Origin of the sequence: Bradyrhizobium sp. 26S5 (assembly GCF_036923295.1) — a bacterium.
Lineage (GTDB): Bacteria > Pseudomonadota > Alphaproteobacteria > Rhizobiales > Xanthobacteraceae > Bradyrhizobium > Bradyrhizobium septentrionale.
The window spans coordinates 2,390,454-2,412,223 of the sequence record NZ_CP145948.1 but is presented as its reverse complement, the minus strand read 5'-3'; the positions used below and the strand labels follow the sequence as shown (position 1 = coordinate 2,412,223).

The following is a 21,770-nucleotide window of genomic DNA, read 5'->3' as shown; positions in this document are numbered from 1 at the left end:
CCAGCGGGGCCGTCGACCCTTCGAGATGCCGCTTCGCGGCTCCTCAGGGTGACGATGTGAGAAGGAGCGCGCTGATCAAGAAAGATCATCGCACCTCTCCTTTCTCACGCATACTCCGGCAGTTTCGCCGCCACCTCGGGCGTGTTGCCGCGGATCATGTCGGAGGCCTTGTCGGCGATCATCAAGGTCGAGGCGTTGAGGTTGGCGGAGATCATCCGCGGCATGATCGAGGCGTCGATCACGCGCAGACCCTGCATGCCATGGACCCGGAGCTGGTCGTCGACCACGGCCCATGGCGCGTCGGCCGGTCCCATCCGGCAGGTGCAGCCGGGATGGAAGGTGGTGGTGCCGCGCTGGGTCGCGGCGGCGAGCAGCTCCTCGTCGCTCGTCACCTTCGGACCCGGAAAATCCTCGTAGGCGTAGTACGGCTTGAGCGGCTCGGAGGCGAGCAGCCGGCGCGCCAGCTTCATGCCGGCGACGACGACGCGGCGGTCGATCTCCTCGGCGAGATAGTTGGTCTGGATGATCGGCGGCGCGAACGGATCGGCCGAGCGGATCCGGACATAGCCGCGGCTCTCCGGCCGCTGCTGCCATGACGCCACCGTCATGCCGGGCTCGTCCTCGAGCTGGCCTTGCACGCCTTCCTTGTAGCTCGCCGGCGTGAAGGTGAGCTGCAAATCGGAGCTCTCGGTGGTCTCGCCGGAATGCCAGAAGCAGTAGACCATGGTCGGCGACAGCGACAGCAGACCGCGCCGCGTCGTTGCCCATTTGATTGCTTCGCCCCACAGGCGGAGGCCGCGGCGCATTTCGTTGATGGTCCGGATGTTCTTGACCCGCGCCACCGAGCGCGGCGCGTAGTGATCCTGCAGGCCTTCACCGACACCGGGCAGCGCGTGACGCACCTCGATGCCGTGCGCCTGCAACAGCTCGGGCGAGCCGACACCGGAGAGCTGCAGCAGTTGCGGCGAGTTGTAGGCGCCGCCGGAGAGGATGACCTCCTTGGTGGCGCGGATCTCGAGCGGATCGCCGTGTTTGCCGCCGCGGTTGTAGCGCACGCCGACCGCGCGCTTGCCCTCGAAGATGATGCCGGTGACATGGGCATGGGTGCGCACGTCGACATTCGGCCGCTTGCGCGCCGGATGCAGATAGGCGGTCGCCGCACTGACGCGCAGGCCGTTCAGGATGGTGCGCTGGCAGTACGACACGCCCTCCTGGATCTGGCCGTTGTAATCAGGGTTGCGCGGAATGCCGAGGCTGACCGCGCCCGCCATGAAGGCCTCGCAGAGCGGATCCTGCCAGTCCATCGTGGTGACGGTGAGGTTGCCGTCGCGACCGCGATAGGTGTCGTCGCCCTCGCCGATCCGCCGCTCCATGCGCCGGAAATAGGGCAGCACGTCGGGATAGCCCCAGCCGCGATTGCCGAGTTGCGCCCAGGTGTCGAAATCCTGGCGCTGGCCGCGGTTGTAGATGTGGCCGTTGATCGAGGACGAGCCGCCGAGCGTCTTGCCGCGCGGCGCATAGATGCTGCGGCCGCCGGTGTAGGGACCCACCTCCTGCTGATAGGCCCAGTTCACGCTCTTCATGTGGAAGGTCTTGATGAAGCCGGCCGGCAGATGGATGTAGGGATGCCAGTCGCTCGGCCCCGCCTCGAGCACGCAAACCCTCGTGCCCGCATCTTCACTCAGCCTATTGGTCAGCACGCTCCCGGCGGAGCCTGCGCCGATGATCACATAATCGAACGTTTCCATCGTCTCGTTTCTGGCGCCGACCAAACTGTCAGCGCGGCTTTTCGTTGAGTTGATAGTTGAGATGGGCCTTCACCGTCGGCCATTCGCTGGCGATGATGCTGTAAACCACGGTATCGCGCAACGTGCCGTTGGGCGCGATCTGATGGCTGCGCAGGATGCCGTCCTGCTTGGCGCCGAGACGCTCGATGCCGCGCCGGCTCTGGTGATTGAAGAAGTGCGTGCGGAACTCGACCGCGATGCAATCGAGCTTCTCGAAGGCATGCTGGAGCAGCAGCAGTTTGCACTGCGTGTTGACCGCGCTGCGCTGCACACGCTTGGCGTACCAGGTCGAGCCGATCTCGACGCGGCGGTTCGGCGTATCGACGTTCATGTAGGTCGTCATGCCGGAAATCTTGCCGTCGGCGTCGAACACCGTGAACGGCAGCATGGTGCCCGCGGTCTGCAGGCCGAGCCGGCGGTCGATCTCCTTCGTCATGTTCTCCGGCTGCGGAATCGCGGTGTACCAGAGGTTCGAGAGACCGCCGTCTTTCACGGCTTCCGTCAGTCCATCGACGTGAGCGTGCGACAGCGGTTCAAGCCGCGCATGCGTGCCGCGAAGGGTGACAGGTTCAAGCCAGGGCATATTAGCAACTCCATCCTTTGTCATTCCGGGGCGATGCGCAGCATCGAACCCGGAATCTCGAGATCCCCCGATGCGCAATTGCGCATCTGTGGTTCATCGCTGCGCGATGCCCCGGGATGACGATTGCGCTTTTGCGCAATCATCACTTGTTCAGAAAATTCAGCGGCAATCCCGGCCGCGGCCAGTCCATCGCGATCAGCTCGCCCTTGCCCGACAGCGTGATGTACGCGGTTTTCAGATCGGGGCCGCCGAAGGCGATGTTGGTGGTGACGCGATCGCCGGTCGGCACCTGCTCGACCACGGTGCCATCGGGCGCGATCACCGAGATGCAGCCCGAGACCAGCGTCGCGACACAGACATTGCCTGATGCTTCCACCGCGAGCGAGTCGAACATCTGATAGCCGCCGAGGCCCGCGATCGGCTTGCCGCGCTCGCCGCGATAGATGATGTCGCGCGGCTTGACGGTGCCGGGCTCGGACACCTCATAGGCCCACAGCCGCGCGGTCGGCGTCTCCGCGATGTAGACGGTCTTCTCGTCCGGCGACAGGCCGATGCCGTTGGCCGGCAGGATGCCGTGCACGGCCTCGACGATCTCGTTCATGCCCGGCTTCAGATAGTAGAACGCGCCGACATCCATGTCGCGGGCGCGGCGCTTGCCGAGATCGGAGAACCACAGGCCGCCCTGCCTGTCGAACACCAGATCGTTCGGCCCGCGCAGCTCATGCTCGCCGCATTTCGTCACCACGGTCTCGACCTTGCCGGATTGCAGATCGACGCGCTGGATCGAGCCGCCGAGATAATCCTCGGGCTGCGGACCCGGCATGATCATGTTCTTTGTCGGGATCCAGGAGAAGCCGCCATTGTTGCAGATGTACATCTTGCCGTCGGGACCGAGCGCGGCACCGTTCGGGCCGCCCGGCACCTTGGCGACGATCTCCTTGCGCCCGTCGGGATAGACTCGCGTCAGCCGCTGGCCGCGGATTTCGACCAGCACGACCGAACCGTCCGGCATGACGACCGGACCTTCGGGAAACTCCAGATCGGTGGCGAGAACTCGGATATTGGCCATGGCATCCTCCCGGCTCTTGGGCTGCAGGCGGACTCCGAACGGCCCCGCACGCGCAACGTTGTTGTTCATCCTGTTATGGCAAAGTGGGTTTGGCTTGCCAAGCAATCAGCGGCGCAACGCTGCCCGGCGTTGAGGTGGCGGGCTCCATCATAACCACACCAACGGCGTCGTCCTGGCGAAAGCCAGGACCCATACCAACCGAATTTGATGATGAACGGGATCGTTGCCCCGGCATCGCGCAGCAATTCTCATTTGGGGCAATGGGTCCTGGCTTTCGCCAGGACGACGATGAAGATGGTTCTCGATTCATCCTGCCAAACAGCTTGTTCGGCGTCATCACCCGCGCATGCGGGTGATCCAGTATTCCAGAGACGCCAGTGCTTGAGCCGAGAGGCCGCGGCGTACTGGATCGCCCGGTCGAGCCGGGCGATGACAGGGGCGGATGGGGACGCAGCTTCATATTCTCGCGACATGATTTGCCCGAGCTTTGCTCTTTCGTTCCACCCTCTCTCGATCAGAGGGCGCAGGGAAAGCCGGGTGCCGATTGCACCCATGGGTCCCGTGCAACAAAAAGCACGGGAGGTAGGACCACAGGTGTAACCGGAAACATCCCGGCTTTCCCTGCGCGATGGGTTACGGCTTACTTCGCGCTCTCCCCGGCGAGACTGGGCTTGTTTGTCACCGCCTTCCCTGAGAAGCGCTAGCTTCTTTAGGAGGGGACACCGGCCGCTAGGGCGTCAGGACCACGCGACTTCGCCGTCCGCATCCGTCACACTCGTCAGTCGTGACGTCAGCGTCCACCGCATCTCACACCGCGTTCGTGACGATCGCGAAGCGCCCCTTGATCGGGTGAGACGGGCAATTCATACATGGAGTTAAATTTCTGATAAAGCGAAATATTTTCGCGCGCGAGGATTGACAGGTTTTACTGAGTTGCCCGTCGGGTTGTTTTGTCGCACCCCAGCCGTCATTCCGGGGCTCGCGAAGCGAGAGCCCGGAATCCATCAGGCAACATCACGGGTGGCAAAATGGATTCCGGGCTCGCGCCAAGAGGCGCGCCCCGGAATGACGATGGAGAGACGGCGCGCGCTAGCTCAGCGTGCCCGCGTGCATCCACCAGCGGGGGTGATCGGCGCGGAGCTTTTCGCCGGCGGCCTCGGCGTCGGCGTCGGTTTCGAAGATCGCAAAGCAGGTCGCGCCGGAGCCCGACATGCGGGCGAGACGAACGGCCTTCGCCGCGCGCAAGGCGGACAGCACCTCGCTGATGACGGGCTCGATCCGCGCGGCGGGGGCTTCGAGATCGTTGGTGCCGCGCTTGAGCGCCGCGATCCAGTCGTCGACGGCGTGGCCCTCCGGCCAGGACGGCGCCTGCATCATGACGTCGGTGGCGCCGATCAGGAGTTCGCCGTGACGCAGGCCGAGCGCCTTGAAAACGTTCTTGGTCGCAACCGGCACGCGCGGATTGACCAGCACGCAGGGCATTTTCGGCAGGTCGAGCGGCAGCAGCCCTTCGCCGACGCCGGTCATGTCGCAGGCGCGCGAGGCGACGCAGACCGGCACGTCGGCGCCGGTCTGCAGCGCGACCGCCATGATCCTGCTATCGTCGAGCGAGAGCTCGTTGAGCCGCGCCAAGAGCCGCAGCGCGGCCGCGGCGTCCGCCGAACCGCCGCCGATGCCGGCCGCCACCGGCAACACCTTTTCCAGCGTGAAGTGGCCGACCTTGAGGTCGACGACCTGCTCGCCGAGCAGGCGCGCCGCCTTGAGCACCAGATTGTCTGACGTATCGCCGCAGGCATCGGCGAGCGGTCCTGACATCGCCAGCGACAGCGCCGAGCCCGGCTCGAGCGTGAGACGATCGGCGCAATCGGCAAATGCGACGACGCTCTCCAGGTCGTGAAACCCATCGACGCGCCGCCCGACAACCTTCAGCGTCAGGTTGACCTTGGCACGCCCTTCTTCAATCAGCGCCGGCACGGCGATAAACCCCTAAAGGAACAAACATCTTGATGCGATTAGCGTAAATCGCATCATGATCCTATCCCTTTGTTGGCACGGAAATTCCGGGTCTGGGACACGCCTGAGACACTCTTACCGTCATTCCGGGGCGATGCGCAGCATCGAACCCGGAATCTCGAGATTCCGGGCTCGCCCTTCGGGCGCCCCGGAATGACGGAGTGAAGAGGCGAAAATGCCCGGGACAAGCCCGGGCATGACGCTTCAACTGAAAATGCAACGCTGGCGACTTATGCGCCTAGCCGCCCTTGCCGTCGTCGTCCTTCTTCTTGTCGGCCGAAGCGGCGGAGGAGTTGGCATCGTCCGGCAGGCCGTTGTCGATCTTGGCCTGGATCTTCGGCAGCTCGTCCGGCTCGGGCTTGAGGTCACGCGCATGCGCCCACTGGAACTTGGCTTCCAGCGTGCGGCCGACGCGCCAATAGGCGTCGCCGAGATGGTCGTTGATGGTCGGATCTTCCGGCTTCAGATCGATCGCGCGCTCGAGGTTCTTCACCGCCTCCTCGAAATTGCCGATCCGGTAATAGGCCCAGCCGAGGGAGTCGACGATGTAGCCGTCGTCGGGGCGCTGATCGACGGCACGCTTGATCATCTTCATGCCTTCGTCGAGGTTGATGCCCTGGTCGATCCAGGAATAGCCGAGATAGTTCAGCACATGCGGCTGCTCGGGCTGCAGCTCGAGCGCCTTGCGCATGTCGGCCTCGGCCTTGTTCCACTGCTTGGAACGCTCCTCGCAGATGCCACGGTAGTAATAGGTGACCCAGGCATTCTTGTCGCCGCCGGCCGGCAGCGCGTCGATCGCCTGCGAATAGGTGGTGGCGCAGTCGCCGAACTTCTTGCGGCCACGCTCGATATTGCCGAGCGCCAGGATGGCCTCGATGTCCTTCGGCTGCTCAGCGGTGACTTCCTTCAGGATCTTGATCGCCTCGTCGCTGCGGTCGGCGGCGTCGAGATTGGTCGCGAGCTGAATCTGGGCGTTGCGCTTCAGCGGCGAGGACGCCGGCATCCGCTCATAGACCTTGATCGCCATCTGCGGCTTCTTCACCGATTCATAGAGATCGGCGAGCGACAGCAGTGCCAGCGGATGGTTCGGCTGCAGATAGAGCGCGAGCTGCAGATAGACCAGCGCGAGGTCCTCGCCGCCGCGGCGGGTCAGCGTGGCGCCGATGCCGTACAGCGCTTCGGCGGCGCCGGCCTGCGGTGAATCGACCAGCGGCGGCAGCTTCTTGCCGGCCTTGGTCTCCTTGATGCCTTCCAGCACCAGCGGATGGCGCGGCAGCTTTTTGTCGAAGGCCTCGTACATCGCAGTCGCAGCGGCCGCATCCTTGTTGCGCGAGGTCCAGCGCGCATATTCGTCGACCGTGCGCAGCATCGAATCGTCGAGCTTGTAGACGCGCTCGAAGCGGGCGCCGGCATCCTTGTCCTTGCCGGCGAGCTCGTAAATCATGCCGGCATGCAGGTCCTTGAAGATCGGATACCATTCGGGGCCGGTCAGCTTGTCGATCGAGGCGACCGCACCCTTGCTGTCGCCGCCGCCTTGGGCGGCCCAGGCCGACAGCAGCGTTGCGACCAGGTCGGTGATCGGGCCGCGGACCGACTGGTTGATGTTGGACTGCGCGGCGGCGTATTTCTTCTGCTTGAGGTCGCGCACGCCGACCACGAGGCGGGCGACGCGGTTGGCCTTGTCCTGGGTCAGGATGCGGTCGGCGAGCTTGACCGCCTCCTCGATGTCGCCGTCGGCGAGCGAGGAGATGAAGGCGCGGTCGAGCAGCTCGGAGTTCTTCGGATCGGTGCGCAGCGCCGAGCGGTAGAACGCCGCAGCCGAGGTCGCATCGCGTTCGACGCTGGCGTGGCGGGCCGCCAAATAGCTGCCGGCGGTGGTCAGCGACTTCAGGTCGGTCTTGCTCGGGAATTGCGCGGTATTGTCGGTCGGATGGTCCGGCGTTTGCGCCGACAGCTGCGCAGGAACGGCAAGCGCCGCCGCAGCAAGAAGGGCAATCGTCAGGCGGTTGAAACGGGTGGACAGCATCACGGTCGCCTTGCTCCAGCGGTTTAAGGCCACGAAGGATTTACGGCCAAGATCCTCGCGACAAGATCTTGCGATCAGTCTCAAAATGCGAACCCAAGCGGCGGCATCACGGCGAGCGGACAATGCCGCTTTTGGCGCTCTACCGCAAGGATAGCCCATGACGAATCAATTGGCAGATTAGGCCTTTACGCCCGCCGATCCAGCCAGCACCACCGCAAAAGCCTCCCACTATGGCGGTATCGTGACCGGGCCGGGCACATTCGCGTGCAGACGCAAAAAGCCGCGGGTCCGGACGCCGCAGGCCCCCGTTTCGCGGCTCTCGCCGGAGCTGACGATGCAATCCGGCCGCCCCCACCACAGGACAGGCTAGGCGCAGGTTGAGGCGACCTCACGCAAATGTGGCCGGCCGTCTCCCCCTGCGTCGCCTCGTAGTTACATGGCTTCGTAGTTCGGACCGCCGCCGCCCTCCGGAGGAACCCAGGTGATGTTGCCGTTGGGGTCCTTCACGTCGCAGGTTTTGCAGTGGACGCAGTTCTGGGCGTTGATCTGGTAGCGCGGTGTGGCGCCCTCCTCGACCCATTCATAGACGCCGGCCGGGCAATAGCGGTTGGAGGGACCGGCGAACACATCGTGCTCCGACGTCTTCTGCAGGTTCATGTCGGCGACCCTGAGATGGACCGGCTGGTCCTCCTCATGGTTGGTGTTGGACAGGAACACCGAGGACAGCTTGTCGAACGAGATCTTGCCGTCCGGCTTCGGATAGGCGATCGGCTGGTGCTGCTTGGACGGATCGAGCGTCTTGCGGTCCGGCTTGGCATGCGATTGGGTGCCGAACAGCGAGAAGCCGAGCGTATTGCACCACATGTCAAAGCCGGACAGCACCATTCCGAGCATGTTGCCGAACTTCGACAACAACGGCTTGGCGTTGCGGACCTTGAACAGGTCCTTGCCGATCGCAGACGAACGCCAGGCATTCTCGTAGTCGACGAGTTCGTCATTGGCGCGTCCGGCGCCGAGCGCGGCCGCGACGTGCTCGGCGGCGAGCATGCCGGAGCCCATCGCATTGTGGACGCCCTTGATGCGCGGGACGTTGACGAAGCCTGCCGCGCAGCCGATCAGCGCGCCGCCCGGGAAAGACAGCCGCGGCACCGACTGATAGCCGCCCTCGGTGATGGCGCGTGCACCATAGGCCAGCCGCTTGCCGCCCTCGAACAGCTCGCGGACATCAGGATGAGTCTTGAAGCGCTGGAATTCGTCGAACGGCGACAGATACGGGTCGGTGTAGTTCAGATGCACGACGAAGCCGACCGCGACGCGGTTGTCGTCGTAGTGATAGAGGAACGAGCCGCCGCCGGTCTTGTCGTTCAGCGGCCATCCCAGCGTATGCTGAACGCGTCCCTTGCGGTGCTTCGCCGGATCGATCTGCCAGACCTCCTTCAGCCCGATGCCGAATTTCGGCGGCTCACTGTTGGCGTCGAGCTTGAACTTCGCGATCAGCTGCTTCGACAACGAGCCACGCGCGCCTTCGGCGAACAGCGTGTACTTGCCGAGCAGCTCCATGCCGCGGGTGTAGGAATCCTTGTGGCTGCCGTCCCTGGCGATGCCCATGTCGCCGGTCGCGATGCCCCGCACCGCGCCCTTGTCGTCATAGAGCACCTCAGTGGCGGCAAAGCCCGGATAGATCTCGACGCCGAGCGCTTCCGCCTTCGGCGCCAGCCAGCGGCAGACATTGCCGAGCGAGCCGATGTAGCAATGATGATTGTACATCAACGGCGGCATGATGAAGTTCGGCAGGCGGAACCAGCCCTGCGACGTCGTCCAGTAGAAGCGGTCCTCCTTGACCTGCGTCTTCAGCGGACAATCGGCGTCGTCGCGCCAGTCCGGCACGAGCTTGTCGAGCGACACCGGATCGATCACCGCACCGGACAGGATGTGCGCGCCGACCTCGGAGCCCTTCTCCACCACGACGATCGAGAGCTCCGGATTGAGCTGCTTCAGCCGGATCGCGGCCGACAGGCCCGAGGGGCCGGCGCCGACGATGACGACATCGAATTCCATAGACTCGCGCGGAGGAAGGTCTTCAGCACTCATGATCCTGGTCTCAGCCCATTGAGAACGCTTCTAAGCTTTTCAAAAGTCGTTGTTTCCGATTTTTGACCGAAGAACAACCATGGAATCGCACTTCCATGGGGTTGCACGGCCCGGATACCTTAAGAGAATAATCTTTTCCAAAAACCGGCCTCCACTTTTCCCGATCATGCTCTAGATTGCAGCCATCATGGCCCTGACGCCCGAGCCCGCCCCTACACTGCAGCAATTGCTTGCCTTTTACCTCGAGGCCGGGGTCGATTGCGCGCTTGGCGATGCGCCGATCAACCGGCTGGAGGAGCCCGAGCCAGTTCCCGCGCCCGCCGCGCCGCGGCCGCTTGCTGCGCTCAATCCGCTACGTCCCCCGCCGCTGGCGATGCCTTCAGTTCCGCGCAGCGAAATCACCGTCGCGCCGGACGCCGCGATTGCATCGGCGCGCGAGGCCGCGCGCACCGCGCCGACGCTGGAAGCCTTGCGCGCGCTGATGGAGACATTCGACGGCTGCGCGCTGAAACACACCGCGACCCGGCTGGTGTTTGCCGACGGCAATCCAGAGGCACGGGTGATGTTCGTCGGCGAGGCACCGGGCCGCGACGAGGACATCGAGGGCCTGCCGTTCGTCGGCCGCTCGGGAAAACTGCTCGACCGCATGATCGCGGCGATCGGGCTCGATCGCAGCAAGGCCTATATCGCCAACGTCATTCCGTGGCGGCCGCCGGGCAACCGCACGCCGACGCCGCAGGAGACCCAGGTGTGCCTGCCCTTCATCCAGCGCCATATCGAGCTGGTGAATCCGGACGTGCTGGTGACGCTCGGCAATCCCTCGACCCAGGCGCTGCTCGGCACGCGCGAGGGCATCATGCGCACGCGCGGCAAATGGATCGACTACGACACCGGCACCCGCACGATCCGCGCCGTCGCCACGTTCCATCCGGCCTATCTGCTGCGCTCGCCGTCCTACAAAAGGCTGTCCTGGCAGGATTGCGCGCGATCGCGAAGGTGTTGCAGCCAGCGACGGCGTAGCGGCTTCGCAACTTCGTAGCTTCGTAGCAACCATTAGCTCTTTCGGTTGTGTGCGATTGAATTGCCCGATCGCCGTTGAGACTGACGCCGTGCTCGCGGCCATCAAGGCGTGGCCTGTCGAGGGTGGGATGTGGCAGCATTTGAGCGACGGCCATCCTTGACGGCCGCTGTGCGCGGCGTCCTTGTGACGGCAGGTCGGGACGAAGAAACGGTGCCCCGATCGAACAAAGAAACGCTTCAGGTCGCCGGGGCGACGACTGGCAAGTGAGCTTGCCAAGGGGTCGCTCGGGCCACCACGGTGTTGATGAAGATGAGCAACTTCCTGGCGCAGGCGATCAGGGCACGCTTGTGGCCTTTGCCGGCGGCGATCAATCGTTTGTACAGGGCCATGAGCTGCGGATTCCAGCGGAAAGACGCCGCCAGCGCCGCAGCATAGAGCGCATGGCGCAGACGTTTGCGTCCACCGTCGATGTGACGAGCGCCGATGTGTTCGCCGCTGTCGTCGTCATAAGGCGCAAGGCCCGCAAGTGCTGCGGCCTGCTCGCGGCTGACCTGGCCGATCTCGGGCATCCGGACCAGGACGGAGACCGCAGTCGGCAGCCCGGCCCCACCGACGCTGTAGATCAGGTCGAGCCGAGCGGCGAGATCGTGCTGCTTGCGGATCGCTGCCACCAGAGCCTTGAACTCGACGCGTTCGCGCTTGGCCAGACGGGCGATGTCGTCCTTCCAGAGCTTTTGGATACGCGCGTCGCGGCAGCTCTCGAGCCGGTTCTTGAACCGCGCGATATCTTCTCCGATCTGATCGATCAGCGTCAGATGCCCGGCCAAGGGCGGCAATCTTGCATCGGGTGCCGGGTGGATCTTCTTGACCGCAGCGGTGCATGCGGCGATCAGCGCGGCATCGATCCGATCGTTCTTGGCACGCTGCCCGCGGTATTTGGCATAGGCACGCACCTGCGCCGGCTGGAACACCACGACGACAAACCGCTTGCGCCGCAGCTCGACGACGACCGGCTGCTCATAGCCACCGCTCGCCTCGATCCCAATTCGCCTGACCTTATGGCGCCCAAGCCACTCCAACAGCGTCTTGTAACCTTCCGCCGTGTTCTCCACCTGCAGCTGCTCCGAGCCGTCATCGAGCGCCACGTCGAGCTTCCGTTTGCCGGTATCGATCCCGGCACAGATTGTGGTACGCTTGGCCATCTTCCTCGACCCTCCCTTGTGATGCGAACCTAAAGTTCGTTCAACCATGCGGGTCCCGATGAAGTGCCGATCGCGATCTTGCTACGAATAACAGCCCTCAAGGCTTCGATGGGTAACGATCCGATCGATCAGCGGCCCAGCCCGGGCGGCCACCCGAGCTGGGCCATTCCTCACGGAACGAGGCCAGTCTAACCCAGCGCGCTAATACAAGGATGGGTGGAGCGCAGCCAAACCCATCGCTTCTCCCGCCGCGGAGAGAATGGTGGGTTTCGCTTCGCTCTACCCACCTTACAGATCTCACACTACTTCGGCCGCACGATCGCCCAGCCGATCCGCAGCACCGGCTGCCGCCCATTGACCAGCCGGTCGAACGAGCGCGGCACTTCCGGCACCAGGCCGGGAAAGCGCTGCGCGAGTTCGGGCGGCGGCGTGCCGGCGGTGTCCTGCGCGCGCCAGACCACGACGCCGCCGGTCTCGTTGAACTTCGGGATCGACAGCCACGGCGTCCGCTGCGGCGCGGCGTCAAGCAGTAGATGCGGACGGCGGCCGTTCATCGCAACCAGGCTGGCGATTTCAGGGTCGCCGGCCACCGCGCGCAGGCGCTGGTTGGTGCGGCGCTCATAGCTGTCGTCGAAGAAGCGGCCCATCGCGGCTGCCGGCAGCGAGGTCGGCACCTCGGTGGTGCTGGTCCAGGGCAGGAACAGCGCCGCCGCCAGCGCCACGGCCGCCGGCGCCGCGACCGCGAACGCCCAGACCGAGCGCAACAGCCGTTGCCGCCTGAGCGGAATGAGATCACCGGTCGCGACGACGACGGCGAGCCCCGACATCAGCAGCGCGACGCCGGCGCCGCCGAAGGCGCGATCGAGATCGAACAGGCCTGAGACGAAGCTGCCCGCAATCGCCGGCGCGAAGGCGAAGAAATAGACGAACTGCTGCGCCAGCGGACTGACCGACGGACGATAGATGATCGGCGCGTCCTCGGCCTCGCGAGCGAACCAGCGCGAATTGAGGATCGCCAGCAGTGCGATTGCGGCGGTCGCCACGATCAGCCCGCCGAGCACGACGCCCCAGTGCAGCGCGCGCGCCTTGAGATCGGCGAGCGCGGGCAAGGCCGGCAGCGCCAGCACGTCGGCGCGGATCAGCCAGATCAGATAGGGCAGCGCCAGCACGATGATGACCAGCACCGCATAGAGCGGATCGACTGCCTTGAGCGTGCGCCGCCCGCGCTCGGTTGCAAGGGCGAAGCCGATCACGAGCAGGATCATGCCGAGGGCCGCCGGCGTCGTCAGCAGCAACAGGCCGCAATCGATCGACCAGGCGAACCAGGCGGCGCGCCGGTTCTGGCCGATCAGCTGCCAGGAGTGCAGCAGCAGCAGCGCCCAGAGCGGACGCGCCAGGATCAGCGGGCCGAACTCGACGCTCGGCGAGGAGAACACCACGACCGTCATCGACAGCAGCACCGCCAGCACGCCCTGCGGGCCACCGACGATGGCACGCGCCAGCTGGTAGAACGCGATGAAGGTGGCGATCTCGCAGGCCTGCGCCAGGAGATAGACGCCGAACACATGATTGCCGGCGGCACGGAAGGCGATGTCGGCGAGCCAGAACGCCAGCGGCGGCCCCATGTCGGTGCCGACCTGATATTCGCGGCCGAAGGCCAGGATGGCGGCGAGATTGCCGGGCGGGCTGCCGTAGAAGATCAGCGGCAGCAACAGCCAGATCGCGGCCTGCACCAGCACCACCACCCAGACCACGAGGCGCGGCCGGGCGCGGATCAGTTCGACAACCAGGGAGGTAAACCGCATGAAACGCCTGAAATGCCCCAGCCACCCTTCAGCGGCGCCATCTGATCCCGGTGGTTTTGATAACGGGCGGCGGCGGTGGAGGCAACCGGCGTTGGTGGGCCAGCGCTGCAAAGTCAAACTCAGGTGTCATGCCCCGCGAAGGCGGGGCATCCAGTACGCCGCGGCGGTTGGGCTCAAGCACAGCTGCCTCTGGAATACTGGATCGCCCGGTCGAGCCGGGCGATGACAGTGTTGGGTGGGTTGGCGCAGTCGCGCGCTAAGCAGCAGCTGACGCGGCTTCGCTTGTCGCGTCCACTGTGAACAGGTCGGGCTCGGCCGGGACCGGAAAATGCTTCAGCCGCGCGGCGACGACGGGGGCGAAGAAGCTGCGGTGATGGGTGGTGGGCCCGAGACGATCCAGGGCCTCGAGGTGCTCGGGCACGCCATAGCCCTTGTGCTGCTCGAACCCGTAGCCGGGACAATCCAGCGCCAACGCGCACATCAGGCGGTCGCGCGTCACCTTGGCGATGATCGAGGCCGCCGCGATCGAGGCCACGATGCCGTCGCCGCCGATCACGGCGTCGCAGTCGCAGGGCGTGGCCAGCTTGTCGCGGCCGTCGACGAAGACGTGTTTTGGCATTTCCGGCAGCGCATGCACCGCGCGCGCCAGCGCCCACAGCGAGGCGCGCAGGATATTGTCGCGGTCGATTCGCGCCGGCGACGCCACAGCGACCGAGAACGCTGATGTGGCGCAAATCTCCTCGAACAGCTCCTCGCGCCGCTCGGCGGTCAGCCGCTTCGAATCGTCGAGGCCTTTGGGAATCTTATTCGGGTTCAGCACCACAGCGGCGGCAACCACAGGCCCGGCCAGCGGCCCGCGCCCGGCCTCATCGCAGCCGGCGACCGGCCAGACACCGCGCTTGATCAGCGCCCGCTCGCGCCGGAAGCTCGGCCGCGTCACGATACGCTTCTCCGGCTTGGCTGACTTGGCCGGCGTCTTCTTCGGTGTGTTCTTGGACTTGTCCCGAATCATGCGGGGATGGTGATCAAGCCAGCCCCGCGGCGCAACCGGGAACCAGCCGCCCTTCCCCGCAATTCAATCAGGCCGCCTCTAATCGGGTATCGACACCCGCCTGTTATCGAGCACCTCAAACCCCGGCGCGCGGACCACTTCCCAGGCGTGGCCATCGGGATCGCCGAAATAGCCGCAGTAACCGCCATAGCTGGTGGGCTGGGCGGGCTTCAGCAGTTTGGCGCCTTTCGAGAGCGCGAACGCCATCACACGATCGACCTCGGCATCGTCGTTGCAGTTCCAGGCGATCGCAACGCCGCGGAACGCCTCCGGCCGCGGCTGATCCGGCAGCCCGGCATCGGCGGCGAGCAGATGCCACGGGAACAGCCCGAGCACGCTGCCGCCGGTGTCGAAGAAGGCGACCTCCTCGCCGGTCACGCGCATCTTCCTGGTAAAGCCGAGCTTCTCGTAAAAGGCGATGCTGGCGCGCATGTCGCTGACGCCGAGGGTGAGGACGGTGAAGCGTGCGGTCGGGGCGTTACTCATTGTTGCACTCACTGTTTTGACGTCATCGTAGCCCGGATTGAGCGAAGCGTAATCCGGGACCTCTATCCGCGGCCAAAGATTTCCCGGATTGCGCTACGCTTCATCCGGGCTACGGCTCCTTGCCTAGAACAAGCTCAACTGCTCGCCGCTACGCTTCGGCTTGGCAAAATGATCGGTGGTCAGCTTGGTGCGCCGCTTGTTGAGGCCGAGCTTTTCGCAGGCGATCTCGAAGCGACGGCCGATCATCCAGGCCATCGGGCCGGTGCCCTTCATCCGCGTTCCCCATTGCGAGTCGTAATCGCGGCCGCCGCGCATGTCGCGGATCAGCGTGAAGACGTGGCGGTAGCGGTCGGGATAGTTCGCCATCAGCCATTCGCGAAAGAGATCGCGGACCTCGAGCGGCAGCCGCAGCAACACGTAGCTCGCCTCCTTGGCGCCGGCATGCACGGCGGCATCGAGGATGCGCTCGATCTCGGAATCGTTCAGCGCCGGGATCACGGGCGCGACCATCACAGTGGTCGGGATGCCGGCGTCGGCAAGCCGCTTGATCGCTTCGAGCCGCTTCGGCGGCGTCGACGCGCGCGGCTCCATGGTGCGGGCGAGTTTTGGGTCGAGCGTCGTCACCGATAGCGCGACCTTGGCGAGATTGCGCTTAGCCATCCGCGCCAGGATATCGATGTCGCGGGTCACCAGCGCCGACTTGGTGACGATGCCGACCGGATGGCCGGCGCGTTCCAGCACCTCGAGAATGCCGCGCATGATTTTCCGCTCGCGCTCGATCGGCTGGTACGGATCGGTGTTGGTGCCGATCGCGATCATCCGCGCCTCGTAGTCGGGCGCCGCGAGCTCCTTCTCGAGCAGCGCGGGCGCGTCCGGCTTGGCGAACAGCTTGGATTCGAAGTCCAGCCCCGGCGAGAGGCCGAGATAGGCGTGGGTCGGCCGCGCGAAGCAATAGACACAACCATGCTCGCAGCCGCGATAGGGATTGATCGAGCGGTCGAAGCCGATGTCGGGCGAGTCGTTGCGGGTGATCACCTTGCGCGAGGTGTCGAGCGCCACGCTGGTCTGGAACGGCGGCAGGTCGTCGAGGCTCTGCCAGCCGTCGTCGAAGGCTGTCCGCGCCTCGGCCTCGTAGCGACCGCTCGCATTGGACTGTGCGCCGCGGCCGCGCCGCCGCTCGCGCTCGATCGCGACCGCAAGCTCGGGAAAAGGGGTGGGTGCACCCGCCGGGTTATCGGAGGGCGCCGTTACCGGCGGGTGCTTGAGGGCATGAGAGGATGCTCGGCTCATGCTCTGAAGCTAACACAACCTTAGAACAAATCAAGAACATCACTTGAGAAAATCCACAAAGTGATGGCGCAAAATTCTGCAGGCGAAAAGGCTGCTTTGAATATGACAAGGTGATAACACGGCCGGAGTTTTTCAACCGCTTGGGCCACCGAAGCCTCAAATCATGCTGAGCGTGATCATTCCAACCGACGGCGTCGAGCGCACCGCGGTCGCGACATTGGCGGCGCTGGTGCCCGGCGCAGCCGCCGGCGTCGTCCGCGAGGTGCTGCTGGTCGACCGCACCAGCAGCGATGTGATGGAGCGGGTTGCCGACGTCGCCGGCTGCGGTTTCCTGCGCTTCGAGGGCACGCGCGCCGCGGCACTTGCCGCCGGTGCAAAGCAGGCGCGCTCGCCGTGGCTGATGTTCCTGCATCCGGGCGCGGTGCTCGACGCCGGCTGGATCGAGGAAACCACCCAATTCATCCAGATGGTGGCGGCAAGCGGCAAGGACCGCGCCGGCATCTTCCGCTACGCCCGCGCGCCCTACACCGACCCCGGCCTGCGCGACGGCATCAAATTCGTCGCCCGGATGATCGCCGGCCCTTCGGCCGAACAGGGCCTTCTGATCGCGCGCGACCATTACGAGCGGATCGGCGGCTACCGGCCCGACGCCCGACGCTCCGAGGCACGGTTGCTGCGCCGGCTCGGCCGCTCCTCCCGCACCATGCTGCGCAGCCGGATCATGGTGGCGTAGGGTTTCCGACCCGCGGTGAGCTTCGAGATGCCCTGAAACCGGCCGTGCAAATCGGCCTTGCCATTTATTTGATTCCATCAAATAATATGTTTGATGAAATCAAATTCCCATGACACGACCCTCGAAAGCCAGGTCGCCGCGATCCGCGGCTTCAGCCGGTTCTACACCCGCAAGCTCGGCATCATCGAGCCGAAGCTGCTGCACTCCCCGTTCACGCTGCAGGAAGCGCGGATCATCTACGAGCTCGCGCATCGCGAGAACTGCACCGCGACCGATCTGGTGCGCGAGCTCGACCTCGATGCCGGCTTCGTCAGCCGCACGCTGGCTGCGCTGCAGCGCCGCCAGATCGTGACGCGCAAGCCGTCGAAGGCCGACAAGCGCGTCAATGAGGTGGCGCTGACCGCCAAGGGCCGCACTGCTGCCGCGGACCTCGACCGCCGCTCGCGCAACGAGGTCGGGGCGCTGCTGAAGCAGATCGACAGCGACCGCCGCGCCGCCGTGGTGCGCGCGATGGGCACGATCGAGCAGTCGCTGGAGCCGCCGGCCGAAAAGCCGGCCGGCTTCCTGCTGCGCAGCCATCGCGTCGGCGACATCGGCTGGGTGATCTCGCGACAGGGACGCGCCTACGCCGAGGAATATGGCTGGGACATCAGCTACGAGGCATTGGTAGCAGAGATCTGTGCGCAATTCCTGCGATCGTTCGATCCGGCTCGCGAGCATTGCTGGATCGCGGAGGTCGACGGCGAGCCGGTCGGCTCGGTCTTCCTGGTCAACGGCGGCGACGGCCTCGCCAAGCTGCGGCTGCTGCTGGTGGAGGAGAAAGCGCGCGGGCTCGGCGTCGGCCGCGCGCTGGTCGAGCAATGCATCCGCTCTGCACGCGAGATGGGCTACACAAGGATGACGCTGTGGACCCAGAGCATCCTGCTCGCCGCGCGCAGCATCTACGTCCGCGCCGGCTTCCAGCGGGTGAAGGAAGAGAAGCACCACAGCTTTGGCGTCGACCTGGTCGGCGAGACCTGGGAGCTGGATTTGTGACCCCGTCATTCCGGGGCATCGCGTCAGCGATGAACCCGGAATCTCGAAGATGCGGCGCGAGATTCCGGGTTCGCGCTTCGCGCGCCCTGGAATGACGAGGAGATTCGCTACGCGCTCGCCCCCTTCGCCTTCGGACGGCGCAGATGTTCGTCCAGCCGCGGCATGATCTCGACGAAATTGCAGGGCCGCGTGCGGTAGTCGAGCTGTGCGGACAGAATGCCGTCCCAGCCGTCGCGGCAGGCGCCGGGCGAGCCGGGCAAGCAGAAGATGAAGGTCGCGCCGGCCACGCCGGCGGTGGCGCGGCTCTGGATCGTCGATGCGCCGATCTTGGCGTGGCTCAGCATGTGGAAGGCGATCGAAAAACCGTCCATCCGCTTCTCGAACAGCGGCTCGACCGCCTCAGGCGTCACGTCGCGGCCGGTGAAGCCGGTGCCGCCGGTGGTGATGACGGCATCGACGCCGTCATCCGCGATCCAGCGCCGGATCACCGCCCTGATCGCTTCGACATCGTCGGTGACGATCTCGCGTGCCGCGAGCTTGTGGCCGGCCGCGGTCAACCGATCGGCGAGCGTGGTGCCCGACTTGTCATCCGCCAGCGTGCGGCTGTCGGAAATCGTCAGCACCGCGATGTTGAGCGGGATGAATGATTTGGATTCGTCGATTGAGGACATGTCGATCACCTTCGTGTCCCGGACGCGGTGCAGCATCAGCGCTGCACCGCAGAGCCGGAACCCATCTTGCTTTGCGGCAGGCCCCAGAACAGCAGCGCAGCATTTCATGCTGCACAGCATCCGGGGCACGAGAGCATCAAGGCTACCCGCCGCCAAACGTGTTGCAGGCCTGCACGGTGCCCTGCTGGTAGCCGGTCATGAACCATTGCTTGCGCTGCGCGGCGGAGCCGTGGGTGAAGGAGTCAGGCACCACCCTGCCCGTCGCCTGCCGTTGCAGCGTGTCGTCGCCGATCGCATTCGCGGTGGTCAGCGCGGCGTCGATGTCGCCGGCTTCAAGGAAGCCCGGCCGCTTCTTCTCCTCGCGATTGACCCAGACGCCGGCGAGACAATCGGCCTGCAACTCGACCTTGACCTGCAACGCGTTGGCCTCGGCCTTGCTGCCGGCCTGCTGCTGCAGCCGGTTCACGCGCGGGATAATGCCGAGCAGGTTCTGGATGTGGTGGCCGGCCTCATGCGCGATGATATAGGCCGCGGTGAACTTGCAGGCGTTGCCCGAGCAGCCGCGGAAGCGGGTCTCGACCTCGCGGAAGAAGCCGGTGTCGAGGAAGATGGTCTTGTCCGGCGGGCAGTAGAACGGCCCCATCGCCGACTGCGCCATGCCGCAGCGGCCGCCGTTGGTGGCGTTGCGGAACAGCACGATCTTCGGCCCGGTGTAGGTCTGGCCCGAGGCCTGGAAGATCTCGCTCCAGCGATCGTCGATTTCACCGAGGATGCCGGCGATCATGCTGCCCATCTCGTCGGTCGGCGCGCCGCGCTTGGTCTGCGCGCCGGACGACTGCCGGTCGGTCTGATAGGTCGGCGCCTGGCCGCCGCCGGTGAGAATCTCGGCGCCGCCGATCAGGATGCGCGGATCGATGCCGAAGGCATAGCCGAGCAGGCCGAGCACGATGACAGTGCCGATGCCGAGCCCGCCGCCGCCCATCGGAATCCCGAAGCCGCCACCACCGCCGCCTCCTCCGCTGTCGTCGCGACGGTCTTCGATGTCATCGCTGCGGCGGAAATCATCGTAGCGCATGGCGGTTTCCTTTATTCCGGTCGGCGCCCCAATGCGGGACACTCCAACCTAAAATTTCCATTCTGTTAATCAATATCCTGCCCGGCAAAAATTGCCTAGTCCAAGACGCACATCGTTTGCAGTGCGAATGGCCGCAAGCAGCGGGCAATTTACCGGTCGAATCGTGCCGGTTTGATGATCCGCAAAATTTTTCGCAGAACGCGCTGATGTTGCAGCACAACGCTGATGACATTGCGCCACAGCGTTCGAAAGATGCTGCAATCTTTTGCATGAAGAATTCCAATTAAGTCGATTTTTACTTTGCCGGGTCAATGTGGCGCCAGTCGGTTGTTTAGTCCCGCGTCGCCGACAGCGTCGCCTGAGTCAGAGTTCTTGAGTCATGGTAGTGTCGCGTCGCGGGGCGTCTGCAAGGGCGCCCCGCACTAAATTTGAGAATGCCCCGTCGAGTCGAATCGTCATTGGCGATTGCGTCGCCGAATTGTCGAAGCTTCCGTCCGGCTCGGTCGACCTGGTGTTCGCAGATCCTCCCTACAATCTGCAGCTCAAGGGCGATCTCAAGCGCCCCGATGAGTCGCATGTCGATGCCGTCAACGACGACTGGGACAAGTTCTCGTCGTTCGCCGCCTATGACGATTTCACCCGCGCCTGGCTCCTGGCCTGCCGCCGCGTGATGAAGCCGTCCGCGACGCTGTGGGTGATCGGCTCCTATCACAACATCTTCCGCGTCGGCGCCATCATGCAGGACCTCGGCTTCTGGCTGCTGAACGACATCGTGTGGCGCAAGTCGAATCCGATGCCGAACTTCCGCGGCCGCCGCTTCACCAATGCGCACGAGACCATGATCTGGGCCGCGCGCGACGAGAAGGCCAAGGGCTACACCTTCAACTATGAAGCGCTGAAGGCGTCCAACGAGGACGTGCAGGCGCGCTCCGACTGGCTGATCCCGCTGTGCACCGGCGAGGAGCGCCTCAAGGGCGATGACGGCAAGAAGGTTCACCCGACGCAGAAGCCCGAGCAGCTGCTCGCCCGCGTGCTGCTGTCGTCGTCGAAGCCTGGCGATCTCGTGATCGATCCGTTCAACGGCACCGGCACCACCGGCGCCGTCGCCAAGCGGCTCGGCCGCAGCTATATCGGCTTCGAGCGCGACAAGACCTATGCGGCCGCGGCCGAAGCGCGCATCGCCGCGATCGAACCGCTGCCGGAAGCAACGCTGGCGCCGTTCATGACCGCGCGCGAGGCGCCCCGCGTCGCGTTCTCCGAACTGATCGAGCGCGGCATGATCGTGCCCGGTGCCAGGCTCGTCGATGCCAAGAAGCGCCACGGCGCCCTGGTGCGCGCCGACGGCGCCATCATGCTCGGCGACAAGGTCGGCTCGATCCACCGCATCGGCGCGGTGGCGCAGGGCTCCGGCGCCTGCAACGGCTGGACCTTCTGGCACGTCGAGACCAAGACTGGGCTGCGGCTGATCGACGAGCTGCGCGCCGAGATCCGCTCCGGGATGGTGGCGGGCTGAGCGCGCGATCCTTCCGCGATTGCGGCGTCGTAGGATGCGTAGAGTGACTTGTCCGCCGTAGCTCGAAGAGCGAAGGCGGAAGCGAAACCCATCACCTCGGATCCGCGGCACGAATGATGGGTATCGCGTCGCTCCACCCATCCTACGGTTCCTATCTCCTTCGTCATTCCGGGGCTCGCGAAGCGAGAGCCCGGAATCCATCGGGCCGCATCAGCGGCGGCCTGATGGATTCTGGGCTCGCCGCGTTGCGGCGCCCCGGAATGACGAGTGGAGAAAGATGACGTCGTCTTGAACGCGGCCACCTTGTGACGCCGCAGTG

Annotated in this window: 16 protein-coding genes and 1 pseudogene; 4 read left to right on the top strand and 13 right to left on the bottom strand. The window is 65.1% G+C overall.

What is annotated here, in order from left to right:
* Positions 1-104 precede the first annotated feature (104 nt).
* The 6 genes from V5279_RS11270 to V5279_RS11245 all read right to left on the bottom strand — a co-directional run bounded on the left by V5279_RS11270 (position 105) and on the right by V5279_RS11245 (position 9,569).
* On the bottom strand, positions 105-1,748 hold the full coding sequence (locus V5279_RS11270) for a GMC family oxidoreductase (RefSeq protein ID WP_338697299.1): 1,644 nt from the start codon (positions 1,746-1,748) through the stop codon (positions 105-107).
* Between the two features lie 28 nt (positions 1,749-1,776).
* Positions 1,777-2,370, bottom strand: a complete 594-nt coding sequence (locus V5279_RS11265; protein WP_338697298.1) for a GNAT family protein — start codon at positions 2,368-2,370, stop codon at positions 1,777-1,779.
* Positions 2,371-2,512: 142 nt separating this feature from the next.
* A complete protein-coding gene (locus tag V5279_RS11260) occupies positions 2,513-3,439 on the bottom strand; it encodes an SMP-30/gluconolactonase/LRE family protein (protein ID WP_338697297.1) in 927 nt (308 codons plus the stop codon).
* Between the two features lie 1,089 nt (positions 3,440-4,528).
* Positions 4,529-5,413 (bottom strand): 4-(cytidine 5'-diphospho)-2-C-methyl-D-erythritol kinase, encoded by an 885-nt coding sequence (locus tag V5279_RS11255; RefSeq protein ID WP_338697296.1) that lies wholly within the window; start codon positions 5,411-5,413, stop codon positions 4,529-4,531.
* 277 nt (positions 5,414-5,690) lie between these two features.
* Positions 5,691-7,478 (bottom strand): tetratricopeptide repeat protein, encoded by a 1,788-nt coding sequence (locus tag V5279_RS11250; RefSeq protein ID WP_338697295.1) that lies wholly within the window; start codon positions 7,476-7,478, stop codon positions 5,691-5,693.
* Positions 7,479-7,910: 432 nt separating this feature from the next.
* Complete coding sequence (locus V5279_RS11245) at positions 7,911-9,569, bottom strand: electron transfer flavoprotein-ubiquinone oxidoreductase (protein ID WP_338697293.1); 1,659 nt, start codon at positions 9,567-9,569, stop codon at positions 7,911-7,913.
* A gap of 193 nt (positions 9,570-9,762) precedes the next feature.
* Here V5279_RS11245 and V5279_RS11240 point away from each other — a divergent pair.
* A pseudogene (locus V5279_RS11240) lies at positions 9,763-10,589 on the top strand (uracil-DNA glycosylase).
* Positions 10,590-10,826: 237 nt separating this feature from the next.
* Here V5279_RS11240 and V5279_RS11235 read toward each other — a convergent pair.
* The 5 genes from V5279_RS11235 to V5279_RS11215 all read right to left on the bottom strand — a co-directional run bounded on the left by V5279_RS11235 (position 10,827) and on the right by V5279_RS11215 (position 16,424).
* On the bottom strand, positions 10,827-11,792 hold the full coding sequence (locus V5279_RS11235; RefSeq protein WP_338692355.1) for an IS110 family transposase: 966 nt from the start codon (positions 11,790-11,792) through the stop codon (positions 10,827-10,829).
* Positions 11,793-12,094: 302 nt separating this feature from the next.
* Positions 12,095-13,597, bottom strand: a complete 1,503-nt coding sequence (locus tag V5279_RS11230; RefSeq protein WP_338697291.1) for a glycosyltransferase family 39 protein — start codon at positions 13,595-13,597, stop codon at positions 12,095-12,097.
* Between the two features lie 256 nt (positions 13,598-13,853).
* Positions 13,854-14,609 carry a ribonuclease HII gene (locus V5279_RS11225; protein WP_338697289.1) on the bottom strand — a complete coding sequence of 252 codons (756 nt, stop codon included), beginning with the start codon at positions 14,607-14,609 and terminating at the stop codon, positions 13,854-13,856.
* Between the two features lie 78 nt (positions 14,610-14,687).
* Positions 14,688-15,134: a VOC family protein gene (locus V5279_RS11220; protein WP_338697287.1), complete on the bottom strand. Its 447-nt coding sequence runs from the start codon at positions 15,132-15,134 to the stop codon at positions 14,688-14,690.
* A gap of 123 nt (positions 15,135-15,257) precedes the next feature.
* Entirely contained in the window at positions 15,258-16,424 is a 1,167-nt protein-coding gene (locus tag V5279_RS11215; protein WP_338697286.1) for a PA0069 family radical SAM protein, read from the bottom strand.
* 163 nt (positions 16,425-16,587) lie between these two features.
* On the opposite strand from V5279_RS11215, the gene V5279_RS11210 reads away from it, so the two are divergent.
* Both V5279_RS11210 and V5279_RS11205 read left to right on the top strand, forming a co-directional pair.
* Entirely contained in the window at positions 16,588-17,157 is a 570-nt protein-coding gene (locus V5279_RS11210; protein WP_338697285.1) for a glycosyl transferase, read from the top strand.
* Positions 17,158-17,250: 93 nt separating this feature from the next.
* On the top strand, positions 17,251-18,192 hold the full coding sequence (locus V5279_RS11205) for a helix-turn-helix domain-containing GNAT family N-acetyltransferase (protein WP_338697284.1): 942 nt from the start codon (positions 17,251-17,253) through the stop codon (positions 18,190-18,192).
* Between the two features lie 107 nt (positions 18,193-18,299).
* Here the strand turns inward: V5279_RS11205 and moaB are convergent, their stop codons facing one another.
* Both moaB and ypfJ read right to left on the bottom strand, forming a co-directional pair.
* Positions 18,300-18,863 (bottom strand): molybdenum cofactor biosynthesis protein B, encoded by a 564-nt coding sequence (moaB, locus tag V5279_RS11200; protein WP_338697283.1) that lies wholly within the window; start codon positions 18,861-18,863, stop codon positions 18,300-18,302.
* 142 nt (positions 18,864-19,005) lie between these two features.
* A complete protein-coding gene (gene ypfJ, locus V5279_RS11195; protein ID WP_166298704.1) occupies positions 19,006-19,938 on the bottom strand; it encodes a KPN_02809 family neutral zinc metallopeptidase in 933 nt (310 codons plus the stop codon).
* A 379-nt stretch (positions 19,939-20,317) separates the two neighbouring features.
* On the opposite strand from ypfJ, the gene V5279_RS11190 reads away from it, so the two are divergent.
* Complete coding sequence (locus tag V5279_RS11190; RefSeq protein ID WP_338697282.1) at positions 20,318-21,451, top strand: site-specific DNA-methyltransferase; 1,134 nt, start codon at positions 20,318-20,320, stop codon at positions 21,449-21,451.
* Positions 21,452-21,770: the final 319 nt, after the last annotated feature.

Excerpts from the sequence above, each read along its gene's own strand:
- moaB (WP_338697283.1), bottom strand. The coding sequence starts at position 18,863 with ATGTCCTCAATCGACGAATCCAAATCATTCATCCCGCTCAACATCGCG.
- V5279_RS11225 (WP_338697289.1), bottom strand. The coding sequence starts at position 14,609 with ATGATTCGGGACAAGTCCAAGAACACACCGAAGAAGACGCCGGCCAAG.
- V5279_RS11215 (WP_338697286.1), bottom strand. The coding sequence starts at position 16,424 with ATGAGCCGAGCATCCTCTCATGCCCTCAAGCACCCGCCGGTAACGGCG.
- V5279_RS11265 (WP_338697298.1), bottom strand. The coding sequence starts at position 2,370 with ATGCCCTGGCTTGAACCTGTCACCCTTCGCGGCACGCATGCGCGGCTT.
- V5279_RS11230 (WP_338697291.1), bottom strand. The coding sequence starts at position 13,597 with ATGCGGTTTACCTCCCTGGTTGTCGAACTGATCCGCGCCCGGCCGCGC.
- V5279_RS11250 (WP_338697295.1), bottom strand. The coding sequence starts at position 7,478 with ATGCTGTCCACCCGTTTCAACCGCCTGACGATTGCCCTTCTTGCTGCG.
- V5279_RS11190 (WP_338697282.1), top strand. The coding sequence starts at position 20,318 with ATGGTAGTGTCGCGTCGCGGGGCGTCTGCAAGGGCGCCCCGCACTAAA.
- V5279_RS11235 (WP_338692355.1), bottom strand. The coding sequence starts at position 11,792 with ATGGCCAAGCGTACCACAATCTGTGCCGGGATCGATACCGGCAAACGG.
- V5279_RS11245 (WP_338697293.1), bottom strand. The coding sequence starts at position 9,569 with ATGAGTGCTGAAGACCTTCCTCCGCGCGAGTCTATGGAATTCGATGTC.
- V5279_RS11270 (WP_338697299.1), bottom strand. The coding sequence starts at position 1,748 with ATGGAAACGTTCGATTATGTGATCATCGGCGCAGGCTCCGCCGGGAGC.
- V5279_RS11220 (WP_338697287.1), bottom strand. The coding sequence starts at position 15,134 with ATGAGTAACGCCCCGACCGCACGCTTCACCGTCCTCACCCTCGGCGTC.
- ypfJ (WP_166298704.1), bottom strand. The coding sequence starts at position 19,938 with ATGCGCTACGATGATTTCCGCCGCAGCGATGACATCGAAGACCGTCGC.
- V5279_RS11260 (WP_338697297.1), bottom strand. The coding sequence starts at position 3,439 with ATGGCCAATATCCGAGTTCTCGCCACCGATCTGGAGTTTCCCGAAGGT.
- V5279_RS11210 (WP_338697285.1), top strand. The coding sequence starts at position 16,588 with ATGCTGAGCGTGATCATTCCAACCGACGGCGTCGAGCGCACCGCGGTC.
- V5279_RS11205 (WP_338697284.1), top strand. The coding sequence starts at position 17,251 with ATGAAATCAAATTCCCATGACACGACCCTCGAAAGCCAGGTCGCCGCG.